The sequence below is a fragment of the Stenotrophomonas sp. YJH_SMC_80 genome (assembly GCF_059372495.1).
On sequence record NZ_JCAFVP010000001.1, the window covers coordinates 529,788 to 555,764 of the forward strand.

Below are 25,977 nucleotides of genomic sequence, written 5' to 3' on the forward strand. Positions count from 1 at the left end.
TCCGATCCGGAGGTTGCCGTCCGATGACTCCCCGACTCCGCACGCAGGCCATGGGCCTGTTGGCCCTGACCCTGCCGCTGGTGGCCTGCGCGCAGGCACCGGCTCCGGCCGCCCCGACCCAGGCTGCTCCAGCCACCGCGCCAAGGGCACCGGCACAGCCGCTGGTTACCGGCCTGCCCGATTTCACCAACCTTGTTGAACAGGTCGGGCCGGGTGTGGTCAACGTCGACACCACCATCGTCCGCACCAACCGCCAGGCTTCGCGGGGCCCGATGGGCGGTGACGACGACATGCCGGAGTTCTTCCGTCGCTTCTTCGGCCCGGACTTCCCGATGCCGGGGCAGGGCCCGGGCGGCCCGGACGGTGGCCCCAGCATCAAGGGCCGCGGCATGGGCTCGGGCTTCATCATTTCGCCCGATGGCTATGTGCTGACCAACTACCACGTGGTGGCCGATGCCAGCGACGTGAAGGTCAAGCTGGGCGACAGCCGTGAGTTCAACGCCAAGGTGGTGGGCAGCGACCAGCAGTACGACGTGGCGCTGCTGAAGATCGATGGCAAGAACCTGCCGACCGTGCGCGTGGGTGATTCCAATACGCTGAAGCCCGGCCAGTGGGTTGTCGCGATCGGCTCGCCGTTCGGTCTCGACCATTCGGTCACCGCCGGTATCGTCAGTGCACTGGGGCGTAGCACGGGTGGCGCCGACCAGCGCTACGTGCCGTTCATCCAGACCGACGTGGCGATCAACCAGGGCAACTCCGGCGGTCCGTTGCTGAACACCCGCGGCGAAGTGGTCGGCATCAACTCGCAGATCTTCTCCGCCTCCGGCGGCTACATGGGCATCAGCTTCGCGATCCCGATCGACCTGGCGATGAGCGCGGTCGAGCAGATCAAAAAGAGTGGCAAGGTCACCCGTGGCCAGCTGGGTGCGGTGGTCGAGCCGATCGATGCGCTGAAGGCGCAGGGCCTGGGCCTGCCCGACAGCCGTGGCGCGCTGGTCAACCAGATCGTCGCCGGCAGTGCCGCAGAGAAGGCCGGTGTGCAGATCGGCGACGTGGTGCGTTCGGTCAACGGCAGCCCGGTCAACAGCTGGTCCGACCTGCCGCCGCTGATCGGTGCGATGGCACCGGGCAGCCGGGTCACGCTGGGGGTGATCCGCGACGGCAAGCCGCGCGACCTCAGCGCCACGCTCACGGCGCTGAGCGAAGACGGTCAGGGCAATGCCCGTGCGGCGTCTGCCGCCAGGCCCGATGCGGCACCGCAGGCCGGCGCCAATGCCCTGCTGGGGCTGGACGTGAGCGACCTGACCGCACCGCAGCGCAAGCAGTTCGGCCTGGATGGCAACGAAGGCGTGCGCATCACCGGAGTCAAGGGCCAGGCGGCGCGTGATGCCGGCCTGTCCCCGGGCATGGTGATCCTGCAGGTCGGCCGTACCCCGGTCGGCAGCGTGGAGAGCCTGAACCGGGCGCTGTCCAGCTACAAGAAGGACGACGTGGTGATGCTGCTGGTGCGCACCGGCAACGGCAACAGCGCCTTCGTGGCGGTCAAGGCCGGCCAGTAAGGCCCGCCGGGGCCGCTTCGGCGGCCCCTGTGTCTCCCCTGAAGCCCCGCCCTGGCGGGGCTTCGGCCTTTCCGGGCGGGGCCCGAGCAGTCCGCTTTCGCGGTGGGGCGCCGGGCATGCGATAATCGACCGTTACCCTGACGACGCCGCGCGCCGCCGCCACCTATGTCTTCTGATTCGATGCGGAACATCCGCAACTTCTCCATCATCGCCCATGTCGACCACGGCAAGTCCACGCTGGCCGACCGCATCATCCAGCTCTGTGGTGGCCTGCAGGCCCGCGAGATGGAAGCGCAGGTGCTCGACTCCAACCCGATCGAGCGCGAGCGCGGCATCACGATCAAGGCGCAGTCGGTGTCGTTGCCGTACCTGGCCAAGGACGGGCAGACCTACCATCTGAACTTCATCGACACCCCCGGCCACGTCGACTTCTCCTATGAAGTCAGTCGCTCGCTGGCCGCCTGCGAAGGCGCGCTGCTGGTGGTCGATGCGGCCCAGGGCGTGGAAGCGCAGTCCGTGGCCAACTGCTACACCGCGGTGGAGCAGGGCCTGGAAGTGGTGCCGGTGATCAACAAGATCGACCTGCCGACCGCCGACATCGAGCGCGCCAAGGCCGAGATCGAGGCCGTGATCGGCATCGACGCCTCCGACGCCGTGCCGGTCAGTGCCAAGACCGGCCTGAACGTGCAGGACGTGCTGGAAGCGATCGTGCATCGCATCCCGCCGCCGACACCGCGCGACACCGAGAAGCTGCAGGCGCTGATCATCGACTCCTGGTTCGACAACTACCTGGGCGTGGTCTCGCTGGTACGCGTGATGCAGGGCGAGATCAAGGCCGGTGACAAGCTGCAGGTGATGTCCACCGGCCGCAATCACCAGGTCGACAACGTCGGCGTGTTCACGCCGAAGCGGAAAGTGCTGCCTGCGCTGCGTGCCGGTGAAGTGGGCTGGGTCACCGCCAGCATCAAGGACGTGCACGGTGCGCCGGTCGGCGACACCCTGACCCTGGCCGGCGACCCGGCACCGAAGCCGCTGCCGGGCTTCCAGGAAATGCAGCCGCGCGTGTTCGCCGGTCTGTTCCCGGTCGATGCCGAAGATTACCCGGACCTGCGCGAAGCGCTGGACAAGCTGCGCCTGAACGATGCCGCGCTGCGTTTCGAGCCGGAAAGCTCCGAGGCGATGGGCTTCGGCTTCCGCTGCGGCTTCCTGGGCATGCTGCACATGGAAATCGTGCAGGAACGCCTGGAGCGCGAGTACAACCTGGACCTGATCAGCACCGCGCCGACGGTGGTGTATGAAGTCCTGAAGACCGATGGCTCGATCATCAACATGGACAACCCGGCGAAGCTGCCGCCGGTGAACCAGGTCGAGGAGATCCGCGAGCCGATCATCCGTGCCAACGTGCTCACTCCCGAGGAGTACATCGGCAACATCATCAAGCTGTGCGAAGAAAAGCGCGGCAGCCAGATCGGCATCAACTACCTGGGCAGCCAGGTGCAGATCAGCTATGAGCTGCCGATGGCCGAGGTGGTGCTGGACTTCTTCGACAAGCTGAAGTCGGTCAGCCGTGGCTACGCCTCGCTGGACTACCACTTCGTGCGCTTCGACGCCGGCCCGTTCGTGCGCGTGGACGTGCTGATCAACGGCGACAAGGTCGACGCACTGTCGCTGATCGTGCACCGCAGCCATGCCGACCGTCGTGGCCGCGAGCTGTGCGAGAAGATGAAGGACCTGATTCCGCGCCAGATGTTCGACGTCGCCATCCAGGCTGCGGTCGGCTCGCAGATCATCGCCCGTACCACGGTCAAGGCCATGCGCAAGAACGTGCTGGCCAAGTGCTATGGTGGCGACGTTTCGCGCAAGAAGAAGCTTCTGGAAAAGCAGAAGGAAGGCAAGAAGCGCATGAAGCAGGTCGGCCGCGTGGAGATCCCGCAGGAAGCGTTCCTGGCCGTGCTGCAGATGGACAACAAGTAATCCCGCACCGGCCCTGCGGGGCCGGTCGTCCGGTGACGTTGCAAAGGACCCTGAATGAAACTGTTTGAGATCCTCCTGGTCGTGCTGACCCTGGCCTCGGGCCTGATCCTGCTTGCGGACAAGCTGTACCTCGCCAAGCGTCGCGCCCAGCGCGCCGGCCTGCTCGATTCCGAGCCGGTGCTGGTGGATTACTCGCGTGCATTCTTCCCGGTGCTGGCGATCGTGCTGATCGTGCGCAGCTTCATTGCCGAACCGTACAAGATCCCGTCCAGCTCGATGATGCCGAACCTGCTGATCGGCGATTTCATCCTGGTCAACAAGTTCTCCTACGGCCTGCGCCTGCCGATCAGCAACACCAGGATCGTGCCGTTCGGCGAGCCCTCGCGTGGCGACGTGGTGGTATTCCACTTCCCCGGCCACAGCGACAACGACCCGGCCAAGGGCGAGAACTTCATCAAGCGCGTGATCGGCGTGCCGGGTGACACCGTGGTCTTCGAAGGCGACGGCGTGATCCTCAATGGCGAGCCGCTGAAGTACGACAACAAGGGCATCTACGCCGGCCACAAGGGCCAGGGCGAAGGCGCCAACCTGCTGGTCGAGCACCTGCCGGGCCGCACCCACACCGTGCTGGAGACCGACTACCCGCGCGGCCAGGGCCAGTGGACGGTGCCGGCCGGCAAGTACCTGGTGATGGGCGACAACCGCGACAACAGCGACGACGGCCGTTTCTGGGGCCTGCTGCCGGAGGAGAACCTGCGCGGCAAGGCCTTCCTGATCTGGCTGAACTGCCAGGGCTGGTTCTGCAAGGATGGCTTCGAGCCGTCGCGGATCGGCTCGAGCATCAACTGATCGGGCATCAACTGAGTACCTTCACATCCAACGCGTATCTGGGGAGAACGCAATGAAGACGATGAACACGCAGCGCGGCATGACCCTGACCTCGTTCCTGACGGTCCTGATCGTGGTCGGTTTCTTCCTCTACATCGGCATGAAACTGTTCCCGATGTACCAGGAGTACTACGCCGTGCGCTCGGCGATGAAGAGCCTGGCCAACGAGCCGGGCGTGGGCAGCATGGAGCCGTCGCGGATCCAGGACCTGTTCTTCAAGCGCCTGTACATCAACTACTCGGACAATGTGAAGCCGGCCAACGTGAAGTTCGACCGTCGCGACAATGGCTGGACCCTCAAGGTCAACTACGAAGTGCGTCGCCAGCTGATCGGCAACCTCGATGTGGTTGGCAAATTCGATTCTTCCCAGGACCTGACACGAAGCGGTGCCCAGTAAATTCATCCAACGTGGCGACCTGATCGGTCATGCCTTCAGCGACCCGGCCCTGCTCAAGCAGGCGCTGACGCATCGCAGTGCCGGTGCGCCGCACAACGAGCGCCTGGAGTTCCTCGGCGACAGCATCGTCAACATGATGGCGGCCGAGGCGTTGTACCGACGCTGGCCCAAGGCTGACGAAGGGGCGATGACCCGTGCCCGTGCCGAGCTGGTGCGCGAAGGTGCGTTGGCGGTGATCGCGCGCACCCTGCAGTTGGGCGAGCGGCTGACCCTGGGCCCGGGCGAAATGAAGTCCGGCGGTCATCGCCGCGACTCGATCCTGGCCGACGCAGTGGAAGCCGTGGTGGCTGCGATCTACCTGGATGCCGGCTTCGAGGCCTGCCGGGCGGTGGTACTGCCCTGGTTCAGCGCTTCGATCGAGGCGCTGCCGGCCTCCGGCCGTCCCGAGAAGGACCCCAAGACCCGCCTGCAGGAATGGCTGCAGGCCCGACAGAAGGCGTTGCCGCAGTATGAACTGGTGTCAGAATCCGGTGACGACCATGCCAAGCACTTCCGGGTACGCTGCAACGTAGCCGACCCGGCCGCCAGCACCGAGGGCGAAGGCGCCTCGCGGCGGCTTGCCGAACAACAGGCGGCTGCGGCCGTCCTAGAACAACTGGATTCCAAGTGAGCGAACAAACTCCTCATCATTGCGGCAGCGTGGCCGTCATCGGCCGCCCGAACGTGGGCAAGTCGACCCTGACCAATGGCCTGGTCGGTGCGAAGGTCAGCATCGTTTCCAACCGTCCGCAGACCACGCGCCATCGCCTGCTGGGCATCGCCACCTACCCGGAAGGCCAGCTGGTGCTGGTTGATACCCCCGGCCTGCACAAGGTGCAGAAGCGGGCGATGAACCGGGTGATGAACCGTGCCGCGCGCGGCTCGCTGGAGGGCGTCGATGCCGGCCTGCTGGTGATCGAGGCCGGTCGCTGGGATGAAGAAGACAGCCTGGCCTTCAATGTGCTGCGCGATGCCGGCATTCCGGTGGTGCTGGTGGTCAACAAGATCGATCGCCTGAAGGAAAAGGGCGCGCTGCTGCCGTTCCTGCAGCAGGTGACCGAAGGCCGTGATTTCGCTGCCGTGCATCCGATCTCGGCGCAGAAGCGCAATGGCCTGGAAGCGTTGGTGCGCGACGTGCTGAAGCTGCTTCCGGAAGCGCCGCCGATGTTCGGCGAGGACGAGATCACCGACCGCAGCCAGCGTTTCCTGGCCGGCGAGCTGGTACGCGAGCAGCTGATGCGCCAGCTCGGCGAAGAGCTGCCGTACGCTACCACCGTTGAGATCGAGCGCTTCACCGAGGACGGCAACCTGTTGCGCATCGGCGCGGTGATCTGGGTCGAGCGCGAAGGCCAGAAGGCCATCGTGATCGGCAAGGGCGGCGCCCGCCTCAAGGAGATCGGCGCCAAGTCCCGCCTGCAGATGGAGCGTCTGTTCGGGGCCAAGGTGTTCCTTGAGACCTGGGTGCGCGTGCGTGAAGGCTGGTCCGATGACGAGGCCGCGCTGAAGGCCTTCGGTTACGAGTAAGCCGTTGCGGTCGCTTCGATGATGATCGAGGACGACACCGGCTTCGTGCTGCATGCGCGGGCCTACCGCGAGACCAGCCTGCTGGTCGAGGTGTTGAGCGCGCAGCATGGCCGCGTCGGCCTGCTCGCGCGTGGTGTGTCAACCGCCAAGGGCCAGGTGCTGCGCGCTGCCCTGCAGCCATTGCAGTGGATCCGCTTCAGCGCCCAGCAGCGCGGTGAACTGGCCCAGTTGCGCGGCGCTGAAGCGCTGGATGCGGCCCCGCGCCTGGTCGGCCAGGCGATGCTGGCCGGCTTCTATCTGAGTGAACTGACCCTGCGCCTGGCACCTCGCCAGGATCCGTTGCCTGAGTTGTATCTGGCCTATGGCGAAGCGCGCGCACGGCTGGCGGTCGGTGCCGGCCTGGCCTGGACGCTGCGTCGTTTCGAGCGCGAGCTGCTGACCGCGCTGGGCCTGGGTTTCGAACTGGACAGTGCCAGCGACGGCCAGCCGATCGACCCGGCCGCGCGCTACGAGCTGGACCCACAGGAAGGCGCGCAGCGCCTGCTCAGTGAGCGTGGTGGGGAACGCCGGGCGGCGGCCACTGGCTCGGCGCTGCTGGCGTTGGCGGCCGACGAAGAGCCCGCTGCCGCCGACCTGGCCAGCCTGCGCCTGCCGATGCGGCGGGTGCTGGCCCATCACCTCGGGCCACGCGGCCTGAAGTCCTGGGAAATGCTCGAGCAGCTCGCGCCCCGCAGGTAGGGGGTGTTCGGCAGGGCTTGCAGCCCTGCACCTGCCGAGGCCAAAGCAACAGCAACAACAACAGCATGCATTCCGTGGGATGGCGGGATGGGTCCGGTTGCGGGGGGCGCTGCAAGTCCCCCTCCGGGGTCCGGCCCAGCCGTGGCGGCTGTGCGTTCGGGCGCTTGCGAAGCAGTGCTTCGCAAGCAAAGCGCCCTCACCCATGTAAGCTCGGTCGCCGCTTGCTCGTGTGCGCTGTCCTGCGCACACGGCAAGACCGGGGTTGGGCGTCCTGCCCAACCCGCCCGAGGCATGCCTCGGGCCCATGCGGCTCACGCCCCCTCAACCGGACCCACCCCGCCTTCGACAGATTCTTGCGAGCTGTCGGAATGGCATGGGGTCGGATCCGTTTTCCACAGGAAAACGGATCCGACCCCCAGATTGATTTCGATATCTGACAGAGATTCATCCACGCACGGCGTGGATCTACCAGACACCGGGAAATTGTCAGGGGTGGGGCGGTGTCGGAGGGCGGGGTGTCAGCCGCATGGATGCGGCTGCCAAGCCCCCATGGACGGGTTTACGGCGTCCCCGCACTCCGATACCGCCCCGCCACCCCACGGAATGCCAGCTTTTGCTTTTGCTGTTGCCTTGGCTTGAAGCCTCTGCGGGTGCAGGGCGCAGCCCTGCCGACCAACCCTCAATGCAGCAGGGCCGCCACCGCGTCGCGGAACCCCGCCTGGGCCTGCCCGGACTCGGGCGCATGATGCAGCTGCCGCACCGCCCGTCCCAGCCGTGCCGCGCCGACAAACCCACAGCTCGCCTGCAACCGGTGCAGCTGGCTGCGCAGCTGTCGCTCGTCGTGCTGGTCCACGGCCTGCTCGACCGCATCGCGTACGCCCGGCAACTCGGCCAGGAACAGCTCGCGCAGCGCGATCAAGTGGTTGCGCTGGCCATTGAGCGCGGCCAGTGCCGCGGTCTCGTCCCAGTCCTGTACCTGCAGCTCGACCGCTGCCGGAGCCGGGGCAACGGAGATCCCCGCCGGGCTGTTCACCAGTGCCCGGCGCACGGCCTTCAGCAACTGGTCGCGGCCCAGCGGCTTGACCAGCGTGTCGCTGAAGCCAGCTTCGCGCAGGCGGGCATGGATGGAGGTGTCGCCATCGGCGGTATGCGCCAATGCCGGGGTATCGGGGTGTGAACGGCGCAGTTCACGCAGCAGCTGCGCGCCATTGCCGTCCGGCAGGTTGACGTCGATCAGCCACAGGTCATGCGCGCCGGGCTCGGCGCTGGCCAGCGCGCTGGCCAATGAATCTGCGGTGTCCACGTCCGCCGGTAACGTTTCCAACGCCGCTTTGAAAAAACCGCGGCTGATGATGTCGTCCTCGACAAGCAGGAAGCGGGGCCGGCTGGCCCGCGGGGTCATCTGCATCAGGGCTGCCTCCATGTCAGCTGCTGCAATCATCAAGCACGGCGGCGGCGGGCGCAAGCGGGTCCGGACCCTGCCAGTCAGGATCTGCGACAATGTGCCCCCATTTTTGCCCGCAGCCTGTTGCCACGTGGCCCGATCCCGCTCCCGCATCGACCGTACCCCGTTCCAGACCGAGATCCTCGACCTCAGCCATGATGGTCGCGGCGTCGCCCGCCGTGAAGGCGAGGGCGGCAAGGTCACCTTCGTCAGCGGCGCCCTGCCGGGCGAGGTGGTCATGGCCGAACAGACCGCCCGCAGCCGCCATTTCGACGAGGCGCGCACGGTGGAAGTGCTGCAGGCCTCGCCCCAGCGCGTGACCCCGAAGTGCCCGCATTTCGGTACCTGCGCCGGCTGCGTGCTGCAGCATCTGGACGAAGACCAGCAGATCGTCGCCAAGCAGCGCGTGCTGATGGACAACCTGGAGCGGATCGGCCATGTGAAGCCGGGCAAGGTGCTGGCGCCGCTGGTCGGCGAGAGCTGGGGTTATCGCCGCAAGGGCCGCTTCTCGGTGCGCCGGGTCGAGAAGAAGGACAAGACCCTGGTCGGTTTCCGTGAACAGGACCCGCGTTTCGTCGCCGATCTCAGCCAGTGCCTGACCGTGATCCCGGAGATCGGTACCAAGGTCGAGGCCTTGTCGACCTTCATCGAATCGCTCGATGGCAAGCGCGACATCCCGCAGATCGAGTTCATCGCCGGCGATCAGGCGGTGGTGCTGACCGTACGTCACCTGCAGCCGCTCAGCGATGCCGACCGCGCCGCCTGGGCCGCCTTTGGCCAGCAGCATGGTTTCGTGATCTACCTGCAATCCGGCGGCGTGGACACCGTGCAGCCGCTGGACGGGCAGGGGGTACCGCTGTCGTTCCGGTTGGCGCCTTGGGACGTGGAACTGGCGTTCCGCCCGCTGGACTTCATCCAGGTCAACGCCAAGCTCAACGAAAAGATGATCGCCCACGCTCTGGACCTGCTTGAGCCGGGCGAGGACGAACGCGTGCTTGACCTGTTCTGCGGCCTGGGCAACTTCACCCTGCCGCTGGCCCGCCGCGTGCGCGAAGTGGTGGGTGTGGAAGGCGATGCCGGCCTGGTCGCGCGTGCCCGTGAGAATGCCGTGCGCAACGGCCTGGCCAACGCCCAGTTCTTCAGCGCCGACCTGACCCAGGACCAGCGCAGCACGCCGTGGATGCGCCAGGGCTTCGACAAGCTGCTGCTGGACCCGCCGCGCTCGGGCGCCATCGAAGTGCTGCAGCAGCTGCCGCTGAAGCAGTTCAAGCGCATCGTCTATGTCAGCTGTCACCCGGGTTCGCTGGCACGCGATGCCGGTTATCTGGTCAATGAACAGGGCTTCACCCTGGTCAGCGCCGGTGCCATGGACATGTTCCCGCACACCGCGCACGTGGAAAGCATCGCGGTGTTCGAGAAGCGCTGAGCGGCTGTCATCACCCATGGCGCATAATCGCGCCATGGGCATTGAAATCGAACGCAAATTCCTGGTCATCAACGATGGCTGGCGATCCGCTGCGCACCGGGTGATCCCGATGGCGCAGGGCTACATCAACGACATGGGCGCGCTGGATCGCGGTACCCAGAACGCCTCGGTGCGCGTGCGTATCGAGGGCGACCATGCTGCGCTGAACCTGAAGTCGCGCACCATCGGCCACACCCGGCAGGAATTCGATTACCCGATTCCGGTGGAGGACGCGCGCGCGCTGCTGGCGCTGTGCGTGGGTGGCTTGATCGACAAGCGCCGCCATCTGGTCGAGCACGCCGGCCTGACCTGGGAAGTGGACGAGTTCCTCGGCGACAACGCCGGCCTGGTGGTGGCCGAGGTGGAACTGGACAGCGCCGACCAGGCCATCCAGCTGCCGGACTGGGCCGGCGCGGAAGTCACCGACGACGCCCGCTACTACAACGTCGCGCTCGCCAGTCGTCCCTATTCACAGTGGTGAAACCCTGAAAAGGGGACGGAGGGGATTAAGTCGTCTTTACCCCGCCTGTGCGGAAAGCGACTTAATCTCCTCCGTCCCCTTTTTTCGGCGGGGGCGGGCCCCATGTCGGGGGGATGAGAATCGACATCTACTCCGACGTGGTCTGTCCCTGGTGCTGGATCGGCAAGCATCGTTTCCAGCAGGGCGTGCAGTTGCTGGGCGCCGATGCGCCTGAACTCGATATCCACTGGCAGCCGTTCCAGCTGGACCCGGACGCGGACGCAACCCCGGTGCCGCTGCGTGAGGCCTATGTGCGCAAGTTCGGCGGCGTCGAGCGCACCGAGCAGATCCTCGGCCAGACCCAGACCACGGCGCGTGCGGAAGGCCTGCCGATGGACTTCAGCCGGGGCCAGGTGCGGGTGACCACGCTGCCGGCGCACCGGGTGCTGTGGCTGGCCGGCCAGCACGGCGTGCAGGACGCGGTCGGGGAGGCGCTGTTCCGCGCCCACTTCGAGCTTGGCCAGAACCTGGCGGACAGCGCGGTGTTGATCAAGGCCGGTGTGGCGGGCGGCCTGGACGGCGGCGAAATCGCGCAGATGCTGGCCTCCGACCGCGGCCTGGCCGAGGTCGAAGCCAAGCTGGCGGAGGCGCATGCGCTGGGCATCTCCTCGGTGCCGACCTTCGTCATCGATGGAAAGTGGGCCATTTCCGGGGCGCAGCCCCCCGAGGCCTTCGCCAACGCCCTGCGCCAGATTGCCGCCGAACAGGGCGCTCCGGCCACCCCGGCTGGCGACGACGAGGCCTGCGGCCCGGACGGCTGCAAGGTCTGAGCAGATCGGGGTCAGGGCCCCTGCGGGGATCCGACCCCCCGCAGGGCCTCTGACCGCACACTCCCCTTTTTCTGACCACTGCGCCTGTCGGCCGGTTCTGCGACAATGCGGCACTGCGCCATGCGGGCGCGCGTTGTGGAGATCGACCATGCTGCTGATCGGCGTTGCCGGCACCGAACTGACCGCCCAGGAACGTGACTGGCTGCAGCACGATGCCGTGGCCGGGGTGGTGCTGTTCAAGCGCAACTTCGCCTCCCGCCAGCAGGTGACCGATCTGAGCGCGGCGATCCGCGCCGCCGCGCCGCGCCCGCAGCTGATCTGCGTGGACCAGGAAGGCGGTCGCGTACAGCGTTTCCGCGAGGGTTACAGCGATCTGCCGCCACTGCAGGACATTGGTGCCCTGTATGCCACCGACCCGCAGCAGGCCTTGGCATTGGCCGAACGGCACGCCTGGCTGATGGCCAGCGAAGTACGCGCCAGCGGCCTGGACCTGAGCTTCGCGCCGGTGGTCGACCTTGGCCGTGGCAACCGTGCCATCGGCAACCGCGCCTTCAGTGAAGACCCGCAGGTGGTGGCCGCGTTCACCGCCGCCTACGTGCGTGGCATGCACTCGGTCGGCATGGCCGCCACGCTCAAGCATTTCCCCGGCCACGGCACCGTGCTGGAAGACACCCACGTCGATACTGCGATCGATCCGCGCGCGCTGGACGAGCTGCGCGCGCAGGACCTGGTGCCGTTCCAGGCCGGCATCGCTGCCGGTGCCGATGCGGTGATGATGGCGCACGTGATCTACCCGCAGATTGCGCCTGAACCGGCAGGTTACTCGCCGCGCTGGATCCAGGACATCCTGCGCGGCGAGCTCGGCTTCCGTGGCGTGGTGTTCTCCGACGACATCGGCATGGCCGCCTCGCACAGCGCCGGCGGCGTGCCGGCGCGCGTGCACGCCCATCTGGACGCCGGCTGCGACGTGGTGCTGGTCTGCCACCCGGAGCTGGTCGATGAAGCCCTGCACGCGGTGCAGGGGCGCTCCCTCAATACCGCTGCGCTGCTGGGCTTGATCGGCCGCGGCGCGCTTGGCTGGGATGGCCTGCTGGCCGATGCCCGCCATGGCGACACCCAAACCCGTCTGCTTGAAACCCTTGGAAGAACCGTCTGATGCCCAACCTCACCATTTCCCAGGCCCTGGCCCAGGCTGACCTGCTGGTCGACCGCCCCACCATCGACAAGGCCATCGCTGGTATCGCCGACGCCATCGCGCGCGACTACAAGGGCGAGGTGCCGCTGTTCCTGTCGATCATGCACGGCGCGCTGCCGTTCGCCGGCCAGCTGGCGCTGGAACTGGGCGCGCGCGGCCAGGACGTGCAGTTCGATTACCTGCACGCCACCCGTTACCGCGGTGAAACCACCGGTGGCGACCTGGTCTGGAAGCACAAGCCGGCCACCTCGCTGTTCGGCCGCCGCGTGCTGCTGGTCGACGACATCCTTGACGAGGGCTACACCCTGCAGGGCGTTCGCACCTGGTGCCTGGAACAGGGCGCAACCGACGTGCGCATCGCCGCGATGACGGTGAAGAAGCACGACCGCGCGCTGCCGGACGTGACCGCCGACTACGCCGGCATCGAACTGCCGGACCGCTACGTGTTCGGCTTCGGCATGGACGTCAACGAAACCCTGCGCTGCGTGCCGGCCATCTACGCGATGAAGGAATAACGGCGCAGCCGCCCGCGGCGCGTCTTCTTCTGCCGCCGGCATCCTCGGGTGCCGGCGTTCGTCTTTTCATGGAGTGCTTCGAATGCAACAGATCGCCCTGGCCGTGATCGGCGGTACCGGTGTCTACAACCTGGCCAAGCTTGACGACGTGCAGACCCACGAGGTCGACACCCGCTTCGGCCGCCCGTCCGGTCCGGTGCGCGTCGGCACGCTGCTCGGCCATCGCGTGGCGTTCCTGGCGCGCCATGGTGAAGGCCACTCGCTGCCGCCGCACAAGATCAACTACCGCGCCAACCTGGCCGCGCTGCAGCAGCTGGGCGCGCAGCGCGTGTTGGCGTTGAACACGGTCGGTGGCATCACCGAGAACTTCGGCCCGCGCGTGCTGGCCTGCCCGGACCAGATCATCGACTACACCTGGGGCCGCATCAGCACCATCTGTGAAGAAGAGGGCACCGATGTGGTCCACGTCGATTTCGGCCACCCGTACACGCCGATGCTGCGCAGCAAGATCCTGGCGGCGGCCAAAGTGACCGGCGTCACGGTCCATGACGGTGGCTGCTACGGCGCAACGCAGGGCCCGCGCCTGGAAACCATCGCTGAAATCGCCCGCATGCGCCGCGACGGCTGCGACCTGGTGGGCATGACCGGCATGCCGGAAGCCGCGCTGGCACGCGAACTGGGGCTGGATTACGCCTGCCTGGCGATCATCGCCAACTGGGCTGCCGGCTGTGGTGATGGCGAGGAGATTACGATGGCCGAAGTGCTGGCCAACGTACAGGCGGCCAGCAACGGACTTCCGGAACTGGTGGGCGAATTGGCGCGGGGGTGATTGTCTTCCCCGAGCAAGCTTTGCATACTCAGCTTGTGCGCGGGTTCAGCGTACACCACCCATTCATTGCATAAGGTCTCGCATCACCATGCCGAACGGTACCGTCAAGTGGTTCAACGACGCCAAGGGATTTGGCTTCATCTCGCCGGAGGATGGCAGCGCCGACGTGTTCGCGCACTTCTCCGCCATCAACTCCAAGGGCTTCCGCAGCCTGCAGGAAGGCCAGCGTGTCACCTATGACGTGACCCAGGGCCCGAAGGGTGCCCAGGCTTCGAACATCACGCCGGCCGAGTGATCCACTCGACAGTGCGTTGAAAACCCCGCTTCGGCGGGGTTTTTTTTTGCGTGGCGTGCCCGCGGCCGGTTCGCGGTCCACCCGCCTCGGGCACAATGTGGCCATGACGGAACGACTGCGTATCGCCGTGATCGGCTACGGCACCGCTGGACAGGCAGTGTCCATCCTCCTCACCCGTGACGGCCACGAGGTAGAGATATTCGAGCGCGTGCCGACGCCGGGACCGGTGGGTGCCGGTTTCCTGCTGCAGCCCAGCGGCCTGCAGGTGCTGTGGCAGATGGGCCTGCTGGATGCGGTGCGCGCGCATGCCGCGCCGGTGCACCGCCTGTATGGCGACACGCCATGCGAGCGCGCGGTGATGGACATGCGCTACGACGGTCTGGATGCGCGCCTGCATGGCCTGGGCATGCAGCGTGGGGCGTTGTTCTCGCTGTTGGACCAGGCGCGCGGGGGGGCAGGCAATCTGCATGCGGGCGTCACCATCGCCGCCGTGGATGCCGAGCAGGGCCGCCTGCGCGACAGCGAAGGGCGCCTGCATGGCCCGTTCGACCTGGTGGTGGCCGCCGATGGCGCGGCCTCTACGCTGCGCAGCACCATTGCCGGCGGTGCCGGGCTGGACCGCGTGTATCCGTGGGGAGCGCTGTGGTGCCTGTTGCCGGCCGAAGACTGGCCGCATGTGCAGGAGCTGCGGCAGCGCTACGTGGCCGCGCGCAAGATGATCGGCCTGTTGCCGGTCGGCACGCGCCCCGGCGATGACACGCCGCGCCTGAGTTTCTTCTGGAGCCTGCCACGCACCGACTTCGAGCGCTGGCAGGCCGATGGCATGACGCTCTGGCTGGACGAGCTGCATGCGCTGTGGCCGCAGGCCAGTGCGCGCTTCGCCCACCTGCGCGATGCCGGCCAGCTGGCGCGCGCGGTCTATCGCGATGCAGTGATGACGCGCTGGCACCAGGGCCGCATGGTGCTGGCAGGTGATGCGGCGCACGCGATGAGCCCGCAGCTGGGGCAGGGGGTGAACATGGCGCTGCTCGATGCGCTGGCGCTGCGCGATGCGGTGCGCGCGCATGGCGGTGGTGCCGAAGCGTTGCAGGCCTACCAGGCGCAACGCAGGGCCCACGTGGCGGTCTACCAGCGCTGGAGTCGCTGGCTGACGCCGCTGTTCCAGTCCGATCGCGATGCCTGGGCGAAGACGCGCGACGTGCTGCTGGGCCCGATGGGGCGCCTGCCCGGAGGCCGTGGCCACATGCTGCGCGTGCTCAGCGGCACGCAGCAGGGGTGGTTCGGTTCGCTCACGCTGGATCCGGCCTTTATCGACGCATTGGCGACGACGATGGAGATACCTCGCAGCAACGCGATCACGGCCGGCGCGTGAAGCGTGCCGTCACGTGAATTAACGGTTGCCTCACCGCGGATGTGCGAGAAGTAGGTTGCACGCGACTGCGCGTCGCCCGTTTTCCTTTCCGTGATCAACATCGCGCGTGGCCCGGGCAGCGCTGTTGTTGCGGCCTGTTGCGGCCCGGACGTGCCGCTTGATGTTGAACAGGAGGACGCCATGTTGTTCGCGGTCGAAGAGCTGGAATCGGAAATCTGCAAGCTGCGTGGACTGCTGCAGATGCTGCACGAGGACCAGCCCGACGTACTGGAGGATGTATTCGAGTTCCATGTCGGCAGCCTGGTCAGCCATGCGTCGCCGGAACACCACGCACGCATCCGTACCTGCGCGCAGGAGATGCTGGCGGCAATCCAGGCCTTGCCGCGGCGGCGTGAGAATGACACCCCTGATTTCCAGTTGATGCCGCAGCTGGGCATTGGCCCGGCCTGAGTCAGGCGACCGGCAGTTCCACCAGGCCGCTTTCCACGCAGGCGATCATCTGTTCGCCGCGGGCGGGGGCAGGCACGATGCCTGCAGTGAATGCGGAGAAGGCCGGCAGGACCGTCATCCGGTCACGCAGCCAGAACGCGGGGAAGCGCCGTCGCAGTGGCCTCAAGGCAACCTGCGGGTGCAGATGCCCGGCGATCACATGCAGCGCCGCATCGGGCATCGGCTCATGCCGAAGCAGGAACGGCCGCAGTCGTACTTCATCGTGGATCTGGACCTGCAACTGCGCATGCGGCAGCTGGCGGTCGTGATTACCGCGCAGGACATGCACGTCCAGCGAAGCATTGCGTTCACGCCATCCCAGCCATTGCTGGTACCACGCAGCGCGATGCGCCGGCCCATGCAGGATGTCGCCCAGGATCCACAGCTCGCGGCAGGCATGCAGGTCCAGAAGCCGCTGCAAGCGTTGCAGGTCTTCGCCAGTGCCGCCGCTGGGCAACGCGATGCCGGCGCGACGGAACACATCGGCCTTGCCCAGGTGGAGGTCTGCGATCAGCAGTGCCTGCCGCGCGGGCCAGTACAGCGCACGCGCGCCCACCAGGACCACGGGCTCACCAGCGAGCAGCAGCGGCAATTCATCGGTCATGGCGGCGCTCCAGTTGCTCGGCCGCGCGCTGCACGCGCATACGCCAGTCTTCATTGCTGAACTGACCGCGCAGGCGTTCGGCCCACAATGGAAAGCCCAGCGGCGTGAGTGATGACGGTCGCTGCAGCGACAGCTGCTGCGTGCCGATCCGCTCCAGTACCTGCTGCACGCCCGGCAGGTCGAGGCTGTCGTACAGCACTTCATGTTCCGCCAGCGCCAGCAGCAGGTGTTCCGGATCGTGCTCGCGCAGCACGTCGTACAGCAGGCCCGCGGACGCCTGCAGCTGGCGCAGCGACCGTGGCATGCCACCGGGCAGGCTGGGCACCAGCAGGCCTGCTACGCGTGCGATGCCCCGGAACTGACGTCGCGCCAGCTCGCCCAGGTTCACTGCCTCGCGCAGATCGGCCAGCAACCGGTCATTGCCGAACAACGCACGCCATTGCGCCTCATCCAGATCGATCGGCCGCGCCGGCGCCAGCACCAGGCCATGATCGTTCACCGCATAGCCAATGCTGTTGCGTTGCTGGCGGGTGCAGCGCAGCGCCAACAGCGCGGCCAGTGCCTCGTGTACGTGGCGGCCGGCAAAGGGGTAGACGAACATGAACTGGCCTTCGCGGCGCCGCACCTCTTCCACCAGCAGGTGCTCTGGGCCGGGAAGCGCCGACAGCTGCTGCTGCAGTGCCAGCAACGGTGACAACCAGCGGGATTCGGCACTGTCGTCGGCGCCGGACAGCACCCACTCCAGCTCACGGCCGAGTGGCATCGACAGCGGCAACTGGCCTCCCTGCCAGCGCGGCACCACACCATCATCGCGCCCTCGTGCCAGCCGCACGAAAGCGGTCATGTCGCGCAGCTGCACCAGTTCCAGCAGGCGCCCGGCGAACTGGAAACGGTCGCCGCGACGCAGGCGGCTGGCGAACTGCTCCTCCACTGCACCAAGCCCGCCACCGCGCAGGAACTGCACGCGCACGCTGCCATCGCTGCTGATGGTGCCGATCGACAGGCGGTGCCGCAGCGCCTGGCGGCGATCGTGCATGCGGTAGCTGCCATCGGCATCGCGCACGACCTTGTGGAAATCGGGGTACTGCGCCAGCGCCTGCCCACCCTGCACGATGAAGTCCAGCACGGCCCGCCATTGTTCATCGCCCAGCGTGGCGAAGGCATGGGTGCGACGCACCTGCGCCAGCAGCGCATCACTGTCAAAGCCGCCAGCGAGGGCGCGGCTGACCGCATGCTGTGCCAGCACGTCCAGTGACAACGTCGGCGGTCGACGCGCTTCGACCACGCCTTCGTGCAGTGCGCGGCGCACCGCTGCATATTCGGCCAGTTCCAGTGCGTGGCTGGGTATGCAGACGATGGCCCCCCCGGCGCCGGGACGATGGCGTGCGCGCCCGGCGCGCTGGCGCAGCCGCGCCACGCCCTTGGGGCTGCCCAGCTGCAGTACCTGTTCAACCTCCGGGAAATCCACGCCGAGGTCGAGGCTGGAGGTCGCCACCACGCAGCGCAACGCGCCTGCGCGCAGGCCGTCTTCCACCTGCTGGCGCAGTGCTGGATCCAGCGAGCCATGATGTAGTGCCAGCGTGTCCGCGTCTTCCGGCCATACCGCAGCCAGCGCCTGGTGCCACAGCTCGGCCTGCGCGCGGGTGTTGGTGAACAGCAGGCTGCTGCGTACGGCCATCAGCGCGTCCAGCACGCGCGGCAGCTGCGCCAGGCCGAGATGCCCCGCCCAAGGGAAACGTTCACCCGGTTCCGGCAGCAGGCTGCGCACGCTGATCGCGCGCGGACGAACGCCCTGTACGATCGGTGCATCCTGTTGGCCAGGCAGCAGCACGTCGCGGGCCTGCGGCAGGTTGCCCAGCGTGGCCGACAGTCCCCAAAGCTGCAGGGAAGGGGCGGCGTCGCGCAGCACCGCCAGGTTCAGCTGCAGCAGGACGCCGCGCTTGTTGCCCAGCAGTTCATGCCATTCGTCCACCACCACGCAGCGCAGCTGGCGCATGCGTGGCAGTGTGTCGGGATAGCTCAGCAGCAGTGCCAGCGATTCCGGCGTGGTCACCAGTACGTCGACGCGGCCTTCGCGGGCCTGCCGGCGCTCGCGGTTGCTGGCATCGCCGCTGCGAAGGCCGACCCGCCAGCCCAAGCCCAGCCCGTCGACCACTGCCTGCAGTGCACGTGCGGTATCACTGGCCAATGCCCGCAGCGGCGTCACCCACAGCACTTGCAGCGGCCGCACCGCGCTGGCCCGGCGCGGTGCCGACGGTGGATCGAGCATCGCCTGCAGCAGCGGGCCGCCGAACATGGCCAGCGTCTTGCCGCTGCCGGTGGGGGTGTGCAGCAGCCCGGAGTCGCCTGCCAGATAGTGCCGCCACATCGCGCGCTGGAACGGCAATGAGCGCCAGCCGCGCGCAGCGAACCAGTCTTCCAGCCGGCGCAACGCCTCGCGGCGGTTCATCGCGCCAGCGCCTGCAGCGTGGCCAGCTGGTCGGCTTCGGCGGCGGGCTTGTCGTGGCGCCAGCGCAGGATGCGGGGAAAGCGCACGGCGATGCCGGATTTGTGCCGGCTGCTGCGGTTGACTGCCTCGAAGCCCAGTTCAAACACCTGTTCGGCACGCACGCTGCGCACCGGGCCAAACCGTTCACGGGTGTTGGCGCGGATCCAGCGATCGAGGGCCAGGATTTCCTTGTCATCCAGGCCCGAATAGGCCTTGGCCACCGGCACCAGCGTATCGCCGTCCCAGACGCCGAAGGTGTAATCGGTGTACAGCGTGCTGCGCCGTCCATGGCCGGCCTGCGCATACAGCAGCACGGCATCGATGGTCAGGGGGTCGACCTTCCATTTCCACCAGTCGCCGCGCCGTCGCCCTGACTGGTAGGCGGACGTCCGGCGTTTCAGCATCAACCCTTCCACGCCCCGCTCACGGGCGGCCTCCCGCGACGTGGCCGCCTGCAGCCAGTCTCCAGCGGGTACGTCGGGCGACAGCTGGATGCGCGTATCGCCGAGGGCACCGATGACCTCGGCCAACTGTGCACGCCGTTGCTGCAGTGGCAGCCCGCGCAGATCCTCGCCATCGCGTTCAAGCAGGTCGTAGGCAAGCACGCGCACCGGGGTGTTGCGCAAGGTCGCTGCACCGGGCTTGCGACGCTGGATGCGGGTCTGCAGCGCGGTGAAGGCGCGTGGCAGGTCGTCGCTCTCGTCCCAGGCCAGCAGTTCTCCGTCCAGCACGCAGCCGTCGGGCAGCGCCATCGCGGCCTGTTCAATTTCCGGGAAGCGGCCATCCAGCCGTTCTTCGCCACGTGACCACAGCGCCACTTCACCGCGTCGGCGCAGCAGCTGCAGACGGATTCCATCCCACTTCCACTCCAGCAGCCAGTCTTCGACCGGACCCAGCCGTTCGCCCGGTTCGCCCTCCAGCGGTGAGGCCAGGAAGAACGGGTACGGCTGCTGCCGGTCCAGTGGCAGTTCATCCGGCGACAGCAGCTGCCCCAGCAACGCGGGAGAGGGCACCCACTCGCCGAGCATGCGCTGGGCGATGCGCGCGATGTCCAGGCCGGACCATTCTGCCAGCGCCTGCTGCACCAGCCGTTGCGAGACACCCACGCGCAGCGCGCCGGTGAGCAGCTTGTTGAACACCAGGCGCTCGCCGCTGCACAGCTGCCGCCAGCCGGCGACGACCGCCGCACGGCGCACCACTTCGGGCTGGTTGGCCACCGCCAGCAGATGCTGCTCGATCCAGTCCGACAACGGCCGGTCGGCGGCGGGATGCAAGGGGTCATCCAGCAGCAGTGTCAGTGTTTCGGCCAGATCGCCGACCTGAGCGTAGCTGTCTTCCACCAGCCAGGCGGGCAGTCCGGATTCCTCGGCAATCCAGCTGCGCAGCTCACCACTGGCGGCGATCCTGCGACGTGTGCCGCCGACCTTGCCGCCGCTGAGCAGGTACAGCGCCCACGCCGCATCGTGCGCCGCTGCGTGGCGGAAGTAGTCGACCAGTGCGGCGCGCTTGTCCAGCGTCGCAGTACTGCGGTCCAGGCGCTGGTAGAGCGCGGCGAACGCCTTCATTCCTCGCTCCCGAAGTCGGTGCGAAAGGCTTCAGCCGCCACGCCGCGCTCGCGCAGGAACGGAATCAATGCATCGGTATTGCCATGGGTGGCGATGACCCGCTGCGCGCCGGTCTGTTCGATGGTCTGCAGCAGCGCGGGCCAATCAGCGTGATCGGAAATGACGAAGCCCCGGTCGACGTTGCGGCGCCGCCGGTTGCCGCGCAGCTGCATCCACCCCGAGGCGAACCCCAGTTGATGCGGCCCGAAGCGGCGCATCCACGGCGTGCCTGCGGCCGAGGGTGGGGCCAGGATCAACTGGCCGGCGGCATCGGGTTGACGCCCCTGTTCGGCGACGGTGAGCGTCTCCAGCATCGGGATGTTGGCCTGCCGGTAGACCGACACGCCATTGGCGATGGCGCCGTGCAGCCACGCGGGGCGGTCGTCCAGTGGCAACAACTCGGCCAGCACCCGCTGCGCCTTGCCGAGTGCATAGCACAGCAGGATCGCCGCTTCGCCACGTTGTTCGCATTCGCGGCGCCACGCCACGATCTCTGCGGCGACCGCCGGGGTGTCCGGCCAGCGATAGATCGGCAGCGCGAACGTCGCTTCGGTAATGAACGTATCGCAGGGCACCACTTCGAAGGGCGTGCAGGTCGGGTCGGGTTGGCGCTTGTAGTCGCCGGACGCCACCCACACCCGTTCACCATCGTCGATGCGCACCTGCGACGAACCGAGCACATGACCGGCCGGATGCAGCGATACCTGCACCCGGCCCAAGCGGAACCGCACCCCCTCGGCGTGTGCCTGCACGCCAACATCGCCCAGCCGCCAGCGCAGGATCGGCAGGCTTCCTTCGCTGCAGTGGTATTCGCCCATGCCCGGGCGCGCGTGGTCGCCGTGGCCATGGGTGATGACCGCGCGCGGCACCGGGCGCCAGGGATCGATGTGGAAATCTCCTGCGGCGCAGTACAGCCCCTCCGGACGCAGCACCACCAGATCGTCATTGCCTTCCATGCGGCCACTGTGGCCTGCGCTTCGTGCAGGCGGTGAGAACCGGCCTGAACACGGGCTTGGCGGGGCATGCGGCACAATCGGACCGCATACCTCTTGCCGCCAGGATGGACCGGATGAGTGGACCCAGCTTCAGCAGCAACGCGCCGTTTGAAACCCATGTGGTGCTGAACCAGCCGCCACCGTTCGCGGGCCGCCAGCTGTGGACCGACGATGTGGCGTTGGCGGAGGCGGTGCATCGCGAGGGTGCCGGTGCCTTAGCGCCACGCCTGGCCGTGTACGGGGCCTTGGCCGGCGACGAGCTGTACCGGCTCGGCTTCGATGCCAACCGTGATCGCCCGCGGCTGCGTACGCACGATGCGCAGGGCCACCGCATTGATACGGTCGAGTTCCACCCTGCGTACCACCAGCTGATGTCCGCAGCGAAGCAGCATGGCGTGGCGGGTCTGTCCTGGCACGAGCCGCAGCCCAGCGCACACGTCGCGCGTGCGGCGCTGAGCTACCTGCACCACCAGGCCGAAGCCGGCACCAGTTGCCCCTTGACCATGACCCATGCGGCGGTGGCAGTGCTGCAGTCGCAGCCGCACCTGGCCGAATGGGCGCGCAAGGCCGCCGCGCCGGTCTATGACCCGCGCGACGTGCCGGTGGCGGACAAGATCGGCATCACGCTGGGCATGGGCATGACCGAGAAGCAGGGCGGCTCGGATGTACGTGCGAACAGCACGCGCGCCGAGCCGATCGATGGCGAACGTTACCGCCTGGTCGGCCACAAGTGGTTCTTTTCCGCGCCGATGTGCGATGGCTTCCTGGTGCTGGCGCAGGCACCGGGCGGGCTGACCTGTCTGCTGATGCCGCGCCGGCTGGCCGATGGCGACCGCAATGCATTCAGGCTGATGCGGCTGAAGGACAAGCTGGGTGACTGGTCCAATGCGTCCAGCGAGGTCGAGTTCTGTGGCGCGCAGGCATGGCGCGTGGGCGAAGAAGGGCGTGGCGTGGCGACCATCATCGGCATGGTGATGATGACCCGTCTGGACTGCATGCTGGGTGCGGCCGCGGAGATGCGCATGGCGCTGGCGCAGGCGCTGCATCATGCACGCCATCGGCGCACCTTCGGCAAGCTGCTGGTGGAGCACTCGCTGATGACCAACGTGCTGGCTGATCTGGCGCTGGAGTCGGAAGCAGCCACGGTGTTGGCGATGCGCATCGCACGCGCGGTGGATCGTGCCGGTGTGGATGCCAATGAAGCGGCGATGGCGCGGTTGGGGACGGCGCTGGGCAAGTACTGGCTGTGCAAGCGTGCGCCGGCCTTCGTCAATGAAGCGCAGGAATGCCTGGGCGGTGCCGGCTACGTTGAGGAGTCGATGCTGCCCCGCCTTTACCGGCAGGCACCGTTGAATTCGATCTGGGAGGGCAGCGGCAACATCCAGTGCCTGGATGTGCTGCGTGCGCTGGCGCGTGAACCGGAGGCGATGGCGGCGTTGCGCGGTGAGCTGGCGTCGGTGGCTGACCGTGATGCGCGCTATGCAGCAGCATTGCAGCGTTGGGCAGCGGCGCCGCCACCGGAGGAAGCGCAGGCGCGGCTGTTCTGCGAGCGCACTGCGCTGCTGCTGCAGGCGGCGCTGCTGCTGCGTGCGCGCAGTCCGATGGCGGAGGCGTTCGTGCGTAGCCGGCTGGAAGGGGAGCATGGGCTGGCGTTCGGGACGCTGCCGGCGGGGCTGGAGCTGACGGCGATGCTGGCGCGCGCGCTGCCGTAGGGGCGGCCAACGGCGGAGCCCCTCGTGGTGGGCGCTGATACTGATGGGTGGGCCGCGCGGGTAGGTCGCGCAGGGGGCGCCGTGAATACGTCCTTGTAGGCTGGGGCGCGCCATCCATGGCGCTTACGCCCCTGCGCCACCTACCCGCGCGTCCTTGGACACTTTCCGTGGGCGCACACCACGGAATCAACAGAAGAAGCAGGGAGCGAAAAGCAGAAAAGCCGCGGCAGTGCCGCGGCTTTTCCTGTGGAGCCGAGCCGGTGCTCGGCTGCCGGTAAGGCTTAGTGCTTGGCTTCTTCCTTGGCGGCGTTGGCCTTGGCGTCATTGGCGACATCGCGGGCCTTGTCGGCGACCTTCTGCGCGGCGTCGGCGGTGGCGTCGCTGGCGTGCGCGGCGGCGTCGGTTGCGGCGTCCTTGGCCTTGTCGGCGGCGTTGGCAGTGGCGTCTGCGGCCTTGTCCAGCGCCTGCTGGGTATCGGCGGCGGCCTGCTCGGAAGCGGCGGCGGTCTTGTCGGCGGCTTCGCGGGTGGCGGCAGCAGCCTTGTCGACGGCGTCGCGGGCGGCAGCGCCGGCGCTGTCGGCCGCCTGCTGCGCGTCCTGCTTGGCCTGTTCGGCTTCCGGGCCCTTGCAGGCGGCCAGGGCCAGCAGCAGGGAGGCGGCCAGCAGGGTGGTGGTGATCGGACGAATCTTCATGGCGGTCTCCGGCACTGCAATGGATGGGGACGCCAGCCTATTCATGCCGTTGTGAAGACCGGGTCGCGATGCAGGGGCTTGATCGCCGGCATCCACGCAAAGAAAAAGCCGCTGGCGAACCAGCGGCTTTTCCAGAACAGCGTGAAGAAAGAAGTTATTACTTCTTGGCTTCTTCAGCAGCGTCCTTGGCCTTCTCAGCGGTGCCTTCAGCAGCCTTGGCAGCGTCAGCAGCAGCGCCGGCAGCAGCGTCGGTGGCAGCACCGGCGGTCTGGGCAGCGGCGTCGGTGGCGGCGTCAGCAGCGGTGGCGGCGGTGTCAGCGGCCTGCTGGGCAGCGTCGGCGGTCTGGGCGCCAGCAGCGGCGGCCTGGTCGGCAGCAGCCTGGGCTTCGGTGGCGGCTTCGTTGGCCGAAGCAGCGGCGTCCTGGGCAGCTTCCTGCTTCGAGCAGGCGGCCAGGGCCAGAGCCAGGGACATCGCGACCAGCAGCTTGTTGATGCTCATTGTGTAAATCCTCGTCGTTAGAATTAGGCAACGCGCATGCTGCGCGCCGACAACATGATGACAAGCCAAGATTGGGTGTCAAGCGATCCCGCATTCATTTTTGCGAAATCATCGTTAAATCTTTTTAAATCAATTCGATGGCGATTGCCGTTGCTTCGCCGCCGCCGATGCAGAGGGTGGCAATGCCGCGCTTGCCACCACGCGTGCGCAGAGCGTTGACCAGGGTCACCACAAGACGTGCGCCGGAGGCACCGATGGGGTGACCCAGTGCGCAGGCGCCGCCATTCACGTTGAGCTTGTCGTGAGGGATGCCCAGTTCGCGCATCGGGGCCATCGCCACCACGGCAAAGGCTTCGTTGATTTCGAACAGATCGACCTGGTCCAGCGACCAGCCGGTCTTGCCCAGCAGCTTGTGCAGCGCGCCGATCGGCGCGGTGGTGAACCACTCCGGTTCCTGCGAGTGGGTGGCGTGGCCGACGATGCGGGCCAGTGGCGTGATGCCTCGCGCGGCGGCATCCTCTTCGGTCAGCAGCACCACCGCGGCGGCACCGTCGGAGATGCTGGAGGAACTGGCGGCGGTCACGCTGCCGTCCTTCTTGAAGGCCGGACGCAGGGTCGGGATCTTGGCGATGTCCGAGCGCCCCGGCTGCTCGTCGGTGGCGACCTCGACGTCACCCTTGCGGGTGGCTACCTTCACCGCGACGATCTCGTCGGCGAACGCACCATTGGCCTGGGCAGCCTGCGCGCGCTTGACCGACTCGATCGCATAGGCGTCCTGCTCTTCGCGGCTGAACTGGTACTTGTCCACCGCGCACTCGGCGAATTCGCCCATGGCCTTGCCGTCATAGGCGTTGACCAGGCCATCGTGGGCCATGTGGTCGACCGCCTGGAAGTTGCCGAAACGGTTGCCGGTACGGGAGTTCGGCAGCATGTGCGGGGCGTTGGACATCGATTCCATGCCGCCGGCGACCACGATGCTGGCCGAGCCGGCCTTGATCAGGTCATGGCCGAGCATGATGGTCTTCATGCCCGAGCCGCACACCTTGTTCAGCGTGGTGGCACCGGCCGACAGCGGGATGCCGGCGGCGATCGCCGCCTGGCGGGCGGGCGCCTGGCCGAGGTTGGCCGGCAGCACGCAGCCCATCAGGACTTCGGAAACGTCGCTGGCCGGGACACCCGATTGTTCCAGCGCGGCGGCGATGGCTGCAGCGCCGAGGGTCGGGGTCGGCACGCCGTTGAACTGGCCGAGGAAGGAGCCGATGGCGGTGCGCTTGGCGGCGGCGATGACGATGTTGGACATGGCAATCTCGTTGATGCGTAAGCAATGTTCGGAAAGGAGACCGGAGGCCGTTGGATGCGCCCCGGTTTCC

25 protein-coding genes are annotated in these 25,977 nt (G+C 67.4%); 17 read left to right on the plus strand and 8 right to left on the minus strand.

Annotated elements, in window-relative coordinates:
• The first annotated feature begins 23 nt into the window (after positions 1–23).
• From AC5P99_RS02270 to recO, 7 genes are all read left to right on the plus strand, one after another.
• Positions 24–1,559 (plus strand): DegQ family serine endoprotease, encoded by a 1,536-nt coding sequence (locus AC5P99_RS02270; RefSeq protein WP_005410604.1) that lies wholly within the window; start codon positions 24–26, stop codon positions 1,557–1,559.
• Positions 1,560–1,739: 180 nt separating this feature from the next.
• Positions 1,740–3,533: a translation elongation factor 4 gene (lepA, locus tag AC5P99_RS02275; RefSeq protein ID WP_005410603.1), complete on the plus strand. Its 1,794-nt coding sequence runs from the start codon at positions 1,740–1,742 to the stop codon at positions 3,531–3,533.
• A gap of 54 nt (positions 3,534–3,587) precedes the next feature.
• Positions 3,588–4,382, plus strand: coding sequence for a signal peptidase I (gene lepB / locus AC5P99_RS02280; protein ID WP_005410602.1), 795 nt, complete (start codon positions 3,588–3,590; stop codon positions 4,380–4,382).
• Between the two features lie 52 nt (positions 4,383–4,434).
• Positions 4,435–4,818 (plus strand): DUF4845 domain-containing protein, encoded by a 384-nt coding sequence (locus AC5P99_RS02285; protein WP_005410601.1) that lies wholly within the window; start codon positions 4,435–4,437, stop codon positions 4,816–4,818.
• Entirely contained in the window at positions 4,808–5,488 is a 681-nt protein-coding gene (gene rnc / locus AC5P99_RS02290; RefSeq protein ID WP_005410600.1) for a ribonuclease III, read from the plus strand. Before AC5P99_RS02285 ends, rnc begins: the two co-directional genes overlap by 11 nt.
• Complete coding sequence (era, locus tag AC5P99_RS02295; RefSeq protein ID WP_495212850.1) at positions 5,485–6,381, plus strand: GTPase Era; 897 nt, start codon at positions 5,485–5,487, stop codon at positions 6,379–6,381. Before rnc ends, era begins: the two co-directional genes overlap by 4 nt.
• Before the next feature lie 18 nt (positions 6,382–6,399).
• Entirely contained in the window at positions 6,400–7,119 is a 720-nt protein-coding gene (gene recO / locus AC5P99_RS02300) for a DNA repair protein RecO (RefSeq protein WP_005410598.1), read from the plus strand.
• Positions 7,120–7,798: 679 nt separating this feature from the next.
• On the opposite strand, the gene AC5P99_RS02305 is transcribed toward recO, so the two are convergent.
• Positions 7,799–8,527 carry a response regulator gene (locus AC5P99_RS02305; protein ID WP_005410597.1) on the minus strand — a complete coding sequence of 243 codons (729 nt, stop codon included), beginning with the start codon at positions 8,525–8,527 and terminating at the stop codon, positions 7,799–7,801.
• A 127-nt stretch (positions 8,528–8,654) separates the two neighbouring features.
• On the opposite strand from AC5P99_RS02305, the gene rlmD reads away from it, so the two are divergent.
• From rlmD to AC5P99_RS02350, 9 genes are all read left to right on the plus strand, one after another.
• Positions 8,655–9,989, plus strand: a complete 1,335-nt coding sequence (gene rlmD, locus AC5P99_RS02310) for a 23S rRNA (uracil(1939)-C(5))-methyltransferase RlmD (protein WP_005414201.1) — start codon at positions 8,655–8,657, stop codon at positions 9,987–9,989.
• 34 nt (positions 9,990–10,023) lie between these two features.
• The gene (locus AC5P99_RS02315; protein WP_495212851.1) at positions 10,024–10,509 is read left to right on the plus strand and encodes a CYTH domain-containing protein; all 486 of its coding nucleotides are present in this window, start codon (positions 10,024–10,026) and stop codon (positions 10,507–10,509) included.
• A gap of 113 nt (positions 10,510–10,622) precedes the next feature.
• Positions 10,623–11,318, plus strand: a complete 696-nt coding sequence (locus tag AC5P99_RS02320) for a DsbA family oxidoreductase (protein WP_033834348.1) — start codon at positions 10,623–10,625, stop codon at positions 11,316–11,318.
• 148 nt (positions 11,319–11,466) lie between these two features.
• The gene (gene nagZ, locus AC5P99_RS02325; RefSeq protein ID WP_005414204.1) at positions 11,467–12,474 is read left to right on the plus strand and encodes a beta-N-acetylhexosaminidase; all 1,008 of its coding nucleotides are present in this window, start codon (positions 11,467–11,469) and stop codon (positions 12,472–12,474) included.
• Complete coding sequence (locus AC5P99_RS02330) at positions 12,474–13,028, plus strand: hypoxanthine-guanine phosphoribosyltransferase (protein ID WP_005410592.1); 555 nt, start codon at positions 12,474–12,476, stop codon at positions 13,026–13,028. The genes nagZ and AC5P99_RS02330 overlap by 1 nt, the downstream gene beginning before the upstream one ends.
• An 82-nt stretch (positions 13,029–13,110) precedes the next feature.
• Positions 13,111–13,857, plus strand: a complete 747-nt coding sequence (locus AC5P99_RS02335; protein ID WP_005410591.1) for an S-methyl-5'-thioinosine phosphorylase — start codon at positions 13,111–13,113, stop codon at positions 13,855–13,857.
• Between the two features lie 88 nt (positions 13,858–13,945).
• Positions 13,946–14,152: a cold-shock protein gene (locus tag AC5P99_RS02340; RefSeq protein ID WP_005410590.1), complete on the plus strand. Its 207-nt coding sequence runs from the start codon at positions 13,946–13,948 to the stop codon at positions 14,150–14,152.
• Between the two features lie 103 nt (positions 14,153–14,255).
• On the plus strand, positions 14,256–15,524 hold the full coding sequence (locus AC5P99_RS02345; protein WP_495212852.1) for an FAD-dependent oxidoreductase: 1,269 nt from the start codon (positions 14,256–14,258) through the stop codon (positions 15,522–15,524).
• A 180-nt stretch (positions 15,525–15,704) separates the two neighbouring features.
• A complete protein-coding gene (locus AC5P99_RS02350) occupies positions 15,705–15,974 on the plus strand; it encodes a hypothetical protein (RefSeq protein ID WP_024958257.1) in 270 nt (89 codons plus the stop codon).
• Position 15,975: 1 nt separating this feature from the next.
• On the opposite strand, the gene pdeM is transcribed toward AC5P99_RS02350, so the two are convergent.
• Genes pdeM through AC5P99_RS02370 form a run of 4 tightly spaced genes read right to left on the minus strand, consistent with a single transcriptional unit; the run spans position 15,976 to position 21,665 of the window.
• The gene (gene pdeM / locus AC5P99_RS02355) at positions 15,976–16,617 is read right to left on the minus strand and encodes a ligase-associated DNA damage response endonuclease PdeM (RefSeq protein ID WP_495212853.1); all 642 of its coding nucleotides are present in this window, start codon (positions 16,615–16,617) and stop codon (positions 15,976–15,978) included.
• A complete protein-coding gene (locus tag AC5P99_RS02360; RefSeq protein WP_495212854.1) occupies positions 16,607–19,066 on the minus strand; it encodes a ligase-associated DNA damage response DEXH box helicase in 2,460 nt (819 codons plus the stop codon). The genes pdeM and AC5P99_RS02360 overlap by 11 nt, the downstream gene beginning before the upstream one ends.
• Positions 19,063–20,670, minus strand: coding sequence for an ATP-dependent DNA ligase (locus AC5P99_RS02365; RefSeq protein WP_495212855.1), 1,608 nt, complete (start codon positions 20,668–20,670; stop codon positions 19,063–19,065). The genes AC5P99_RS02360 and AC5P99_RS02365 overlap by 4 nt, the downstream gene beginning before the upstream one ends.
• Positions 20,667–21,665, minus strand: a complete 999-nt coding sequence (locus tag AC5P99_RS02370; protein ID WP_495212856.1) for a ligase-associated DNA damage response exonuclease — start codon at positions 21,663–21,665, stop codon at positions 20,667–20,669. The genes AC5P99_RS02365 and AC5P99_RS02370 overlap by 4 nt, the downstream gene beginning before the upstream one ends.
• 113 nt (positions 21,666–21,778) lie before the next feature.
• Between AC5P99_RS02370 and AC5P99_RS02375 the strand changes: the two genes are divergently transcribed.
• Positions 21,779–23,416 (plus strand): acyl-CoA dehydrogenase family protein, encoded by a 1,638-nt coding sequence (locus tag AC5P99_RS02375; RefSeq protein ID WP_476470642.1) that lies wholly within the window; start codon positions 21,779–21,781, stop codon positions 23,414–23,416.
• A 281-nt stretch (positions 23,417–23,697) separates the two neighbouring features.
• Here the strand turns inward: AC5P99_RS02375 and AC5P99_RS02380 are convergent, their stop codons facing one another.
• From AC5P99_RS02380 to AC5P99_RS02390, 3 genes are all read right to left on the minus strand, one after another.
• Positions 23,698–24,108: a hypothetical protein gene (locus AC5P99_RS02380; RefSeq protein ID WP_005410582.1), complete on the minus strand. Its 411-nt coding sequence runs from the start codon at positions 24,106–24,108 to the stop codon at positions 23,698–23,700.
• A gap of 157 nt (positions 24,109–24,265) precedes the next feature.
• Positions 24,266–24,607: a hypothetical protein gene (locus tag AC5P99_RS02385; protein WP_005410581.1), complete on the minus strand. Its 342-nt coding sequence runs from the start codon at positions 24,605–24,607 to the stop codon at positions 24,266–24,268.
• Between the two features lie 124 nt (positions 24,608–24,731).
• Entirely contained in the window at positions 24,732–25,907 is a 1,176-nt protein-coding gene (locus tag AC5P99_RS02390) for a thiolase family protein (protein ID WP_033834339.1), read from the minus strand.
• Positions 25,908–25,977 lie beyond the last annotated feature (70 nt).

Coding starts and splice junctions, on each gene's coding strand:
- AC5P99_RS02270 (WP_005410604.1), top strand. CDS start 24: ATGACTCCCCGACTCCGCACGCAGGCCATGGGCCTGTTGGCCCTGACC.
- lepA (WP_005410603.1), top strand. CDS start 1,740: ATGCGGAACATCCGCAACTTCTCCATCATCGCCCATGTCGACCACGGC.
- lepB (WP_005410602.1), top strand. CDS start 3,588: ATGAAACTGTTTGAGATCCTCCTGGTCGTGCTGACCCTGGCCTCGGGC.
- AC5P99_RS02285 (WP_005410601.1), top strand. CDS start 4,435: ATGAAGACGATGAACACGCAGCGCGGCATGACCCTGACCTCGTTCCTG.
- recO (WP_005410598.1), top strand. CDS start 6,400: ATGATGATCGAGGACGACACCGGCTTCGTGCTGCATGCGCGGGCCTAC.
- AC5P99_RS02305 (WP_005410597.1), bottom strand. CDS start 8,527: ATGCAGATGACCCCGCGGGCCAGCCGGCCCCGCTTCCTGCTTGTCGAG.
- AC5P99_RS02315 (WP_495212851.1), top strand. CDS start 10,024: ATGGGCATTGAAATCGAACGCAAATTCCTGGTCATCAACGATGGCTGG.
- AC5P99_RS02320 (WP_033834348.1), top strand. CDS start 10,623: ATGAGAATCGACATCTACTCCGACGTGGTCTGTCCCTGGTGCTGGATC.
- nagZ (WP_005414204.1), top strand. CDS start 11,467: ATGCTGCTGATCGGCGTTGCCGGCACCGAACTGACCGCCCAGGAACGT.
- AC5P99_RS02330 (WP_005410592.1), top strand. CDS start 12,474: ATGCCCAACCTCACCATTTCCCAGGCCCTGGCCCAGGCTGACCTGCTG.
- AC5P99_RS02335 (WP_005410591.1), top strand. CDS start 13,111: ATGCAACAGATCGCCCTGGCCGTGATCGGCGGTACCGGTGTCTACAAC.
- AC5P99_RS02340 (WP_005410590.1), top strand. CDS start 13,946: ATGCCGAACGGTACCGTCAAGTGGTTCAACGACGCCAAGGGATTTGGC.
- AC5P99_RS02345 (WP_495212852.1), top strand. CDS start 14,256: ATGACGGAACGACTGCGTATCGCCGTGATCGGCTACGGCACCGCTGGA.
- AC5P99_RS02350 (WP_024958257.1), top strand. CDS start 15,705: ATGTTGTTCGCGGTCGAAGAGCTGGAATCGGAAATCTGCAAGCTGCGT.
- pdeM (WP_495212853.1), bottom strand. CDS start 16,617: ATGACCGATGAATTGCCGCTGCTGCTCGCTGGTGAGCCCGTGGTCCTG.
- AC5P99_RS02360 (WP_495212854.1), bottom strand. CDS start 19,066: ATGAACCGCCGCGAGGCGTTGCGCCGGCTGGAAGACTGGTTCGCTGCG.
- AC5P99_RS02365 (WP_495212855.1), bottom strand. CDS start 20,670: ATGAAGGCGTTCGCCGCGCTCTACCAGCGCCTGGACCGCAGTACTGCG.
- AC5P99_RS02370 (WP_495212856.1), bottom strand. CDS start 21,665: ATGGAAGGCAATGACGATCTGGTGGTGCTGCGTCCGGAGGGGCTGTAC.
- AC5P99_RS02375 (WP_476470642.1), top strand. CDS start 21,779: ATGAGTGGACCCAGCTTCAGCAGCAACGCGCCGTTTGAAACCCATGTG.
- AC5P99_RS02380 (WP_005410582.1), bottom strand. CDS start 24,108: ATGAAGATTCGTCCGATCACCACCACCCTGCTGGCCGCCTCCCTGCTG.
- AC5P99_RS02385 (WP_005410581.1), bottom strand. CDS start 24,607: ATGAGCATCAACAAGCTGCTGGTCGCGATGTCCCTGGCTCTGGCCCTG.
- AC5P99_RS02390 (WP_033834339.1), bottom strand. CDS start 25,907: ATGTCCAACATCGTCATCGCCGCCGCCAAGCGCACCGCCATCGGCTCC.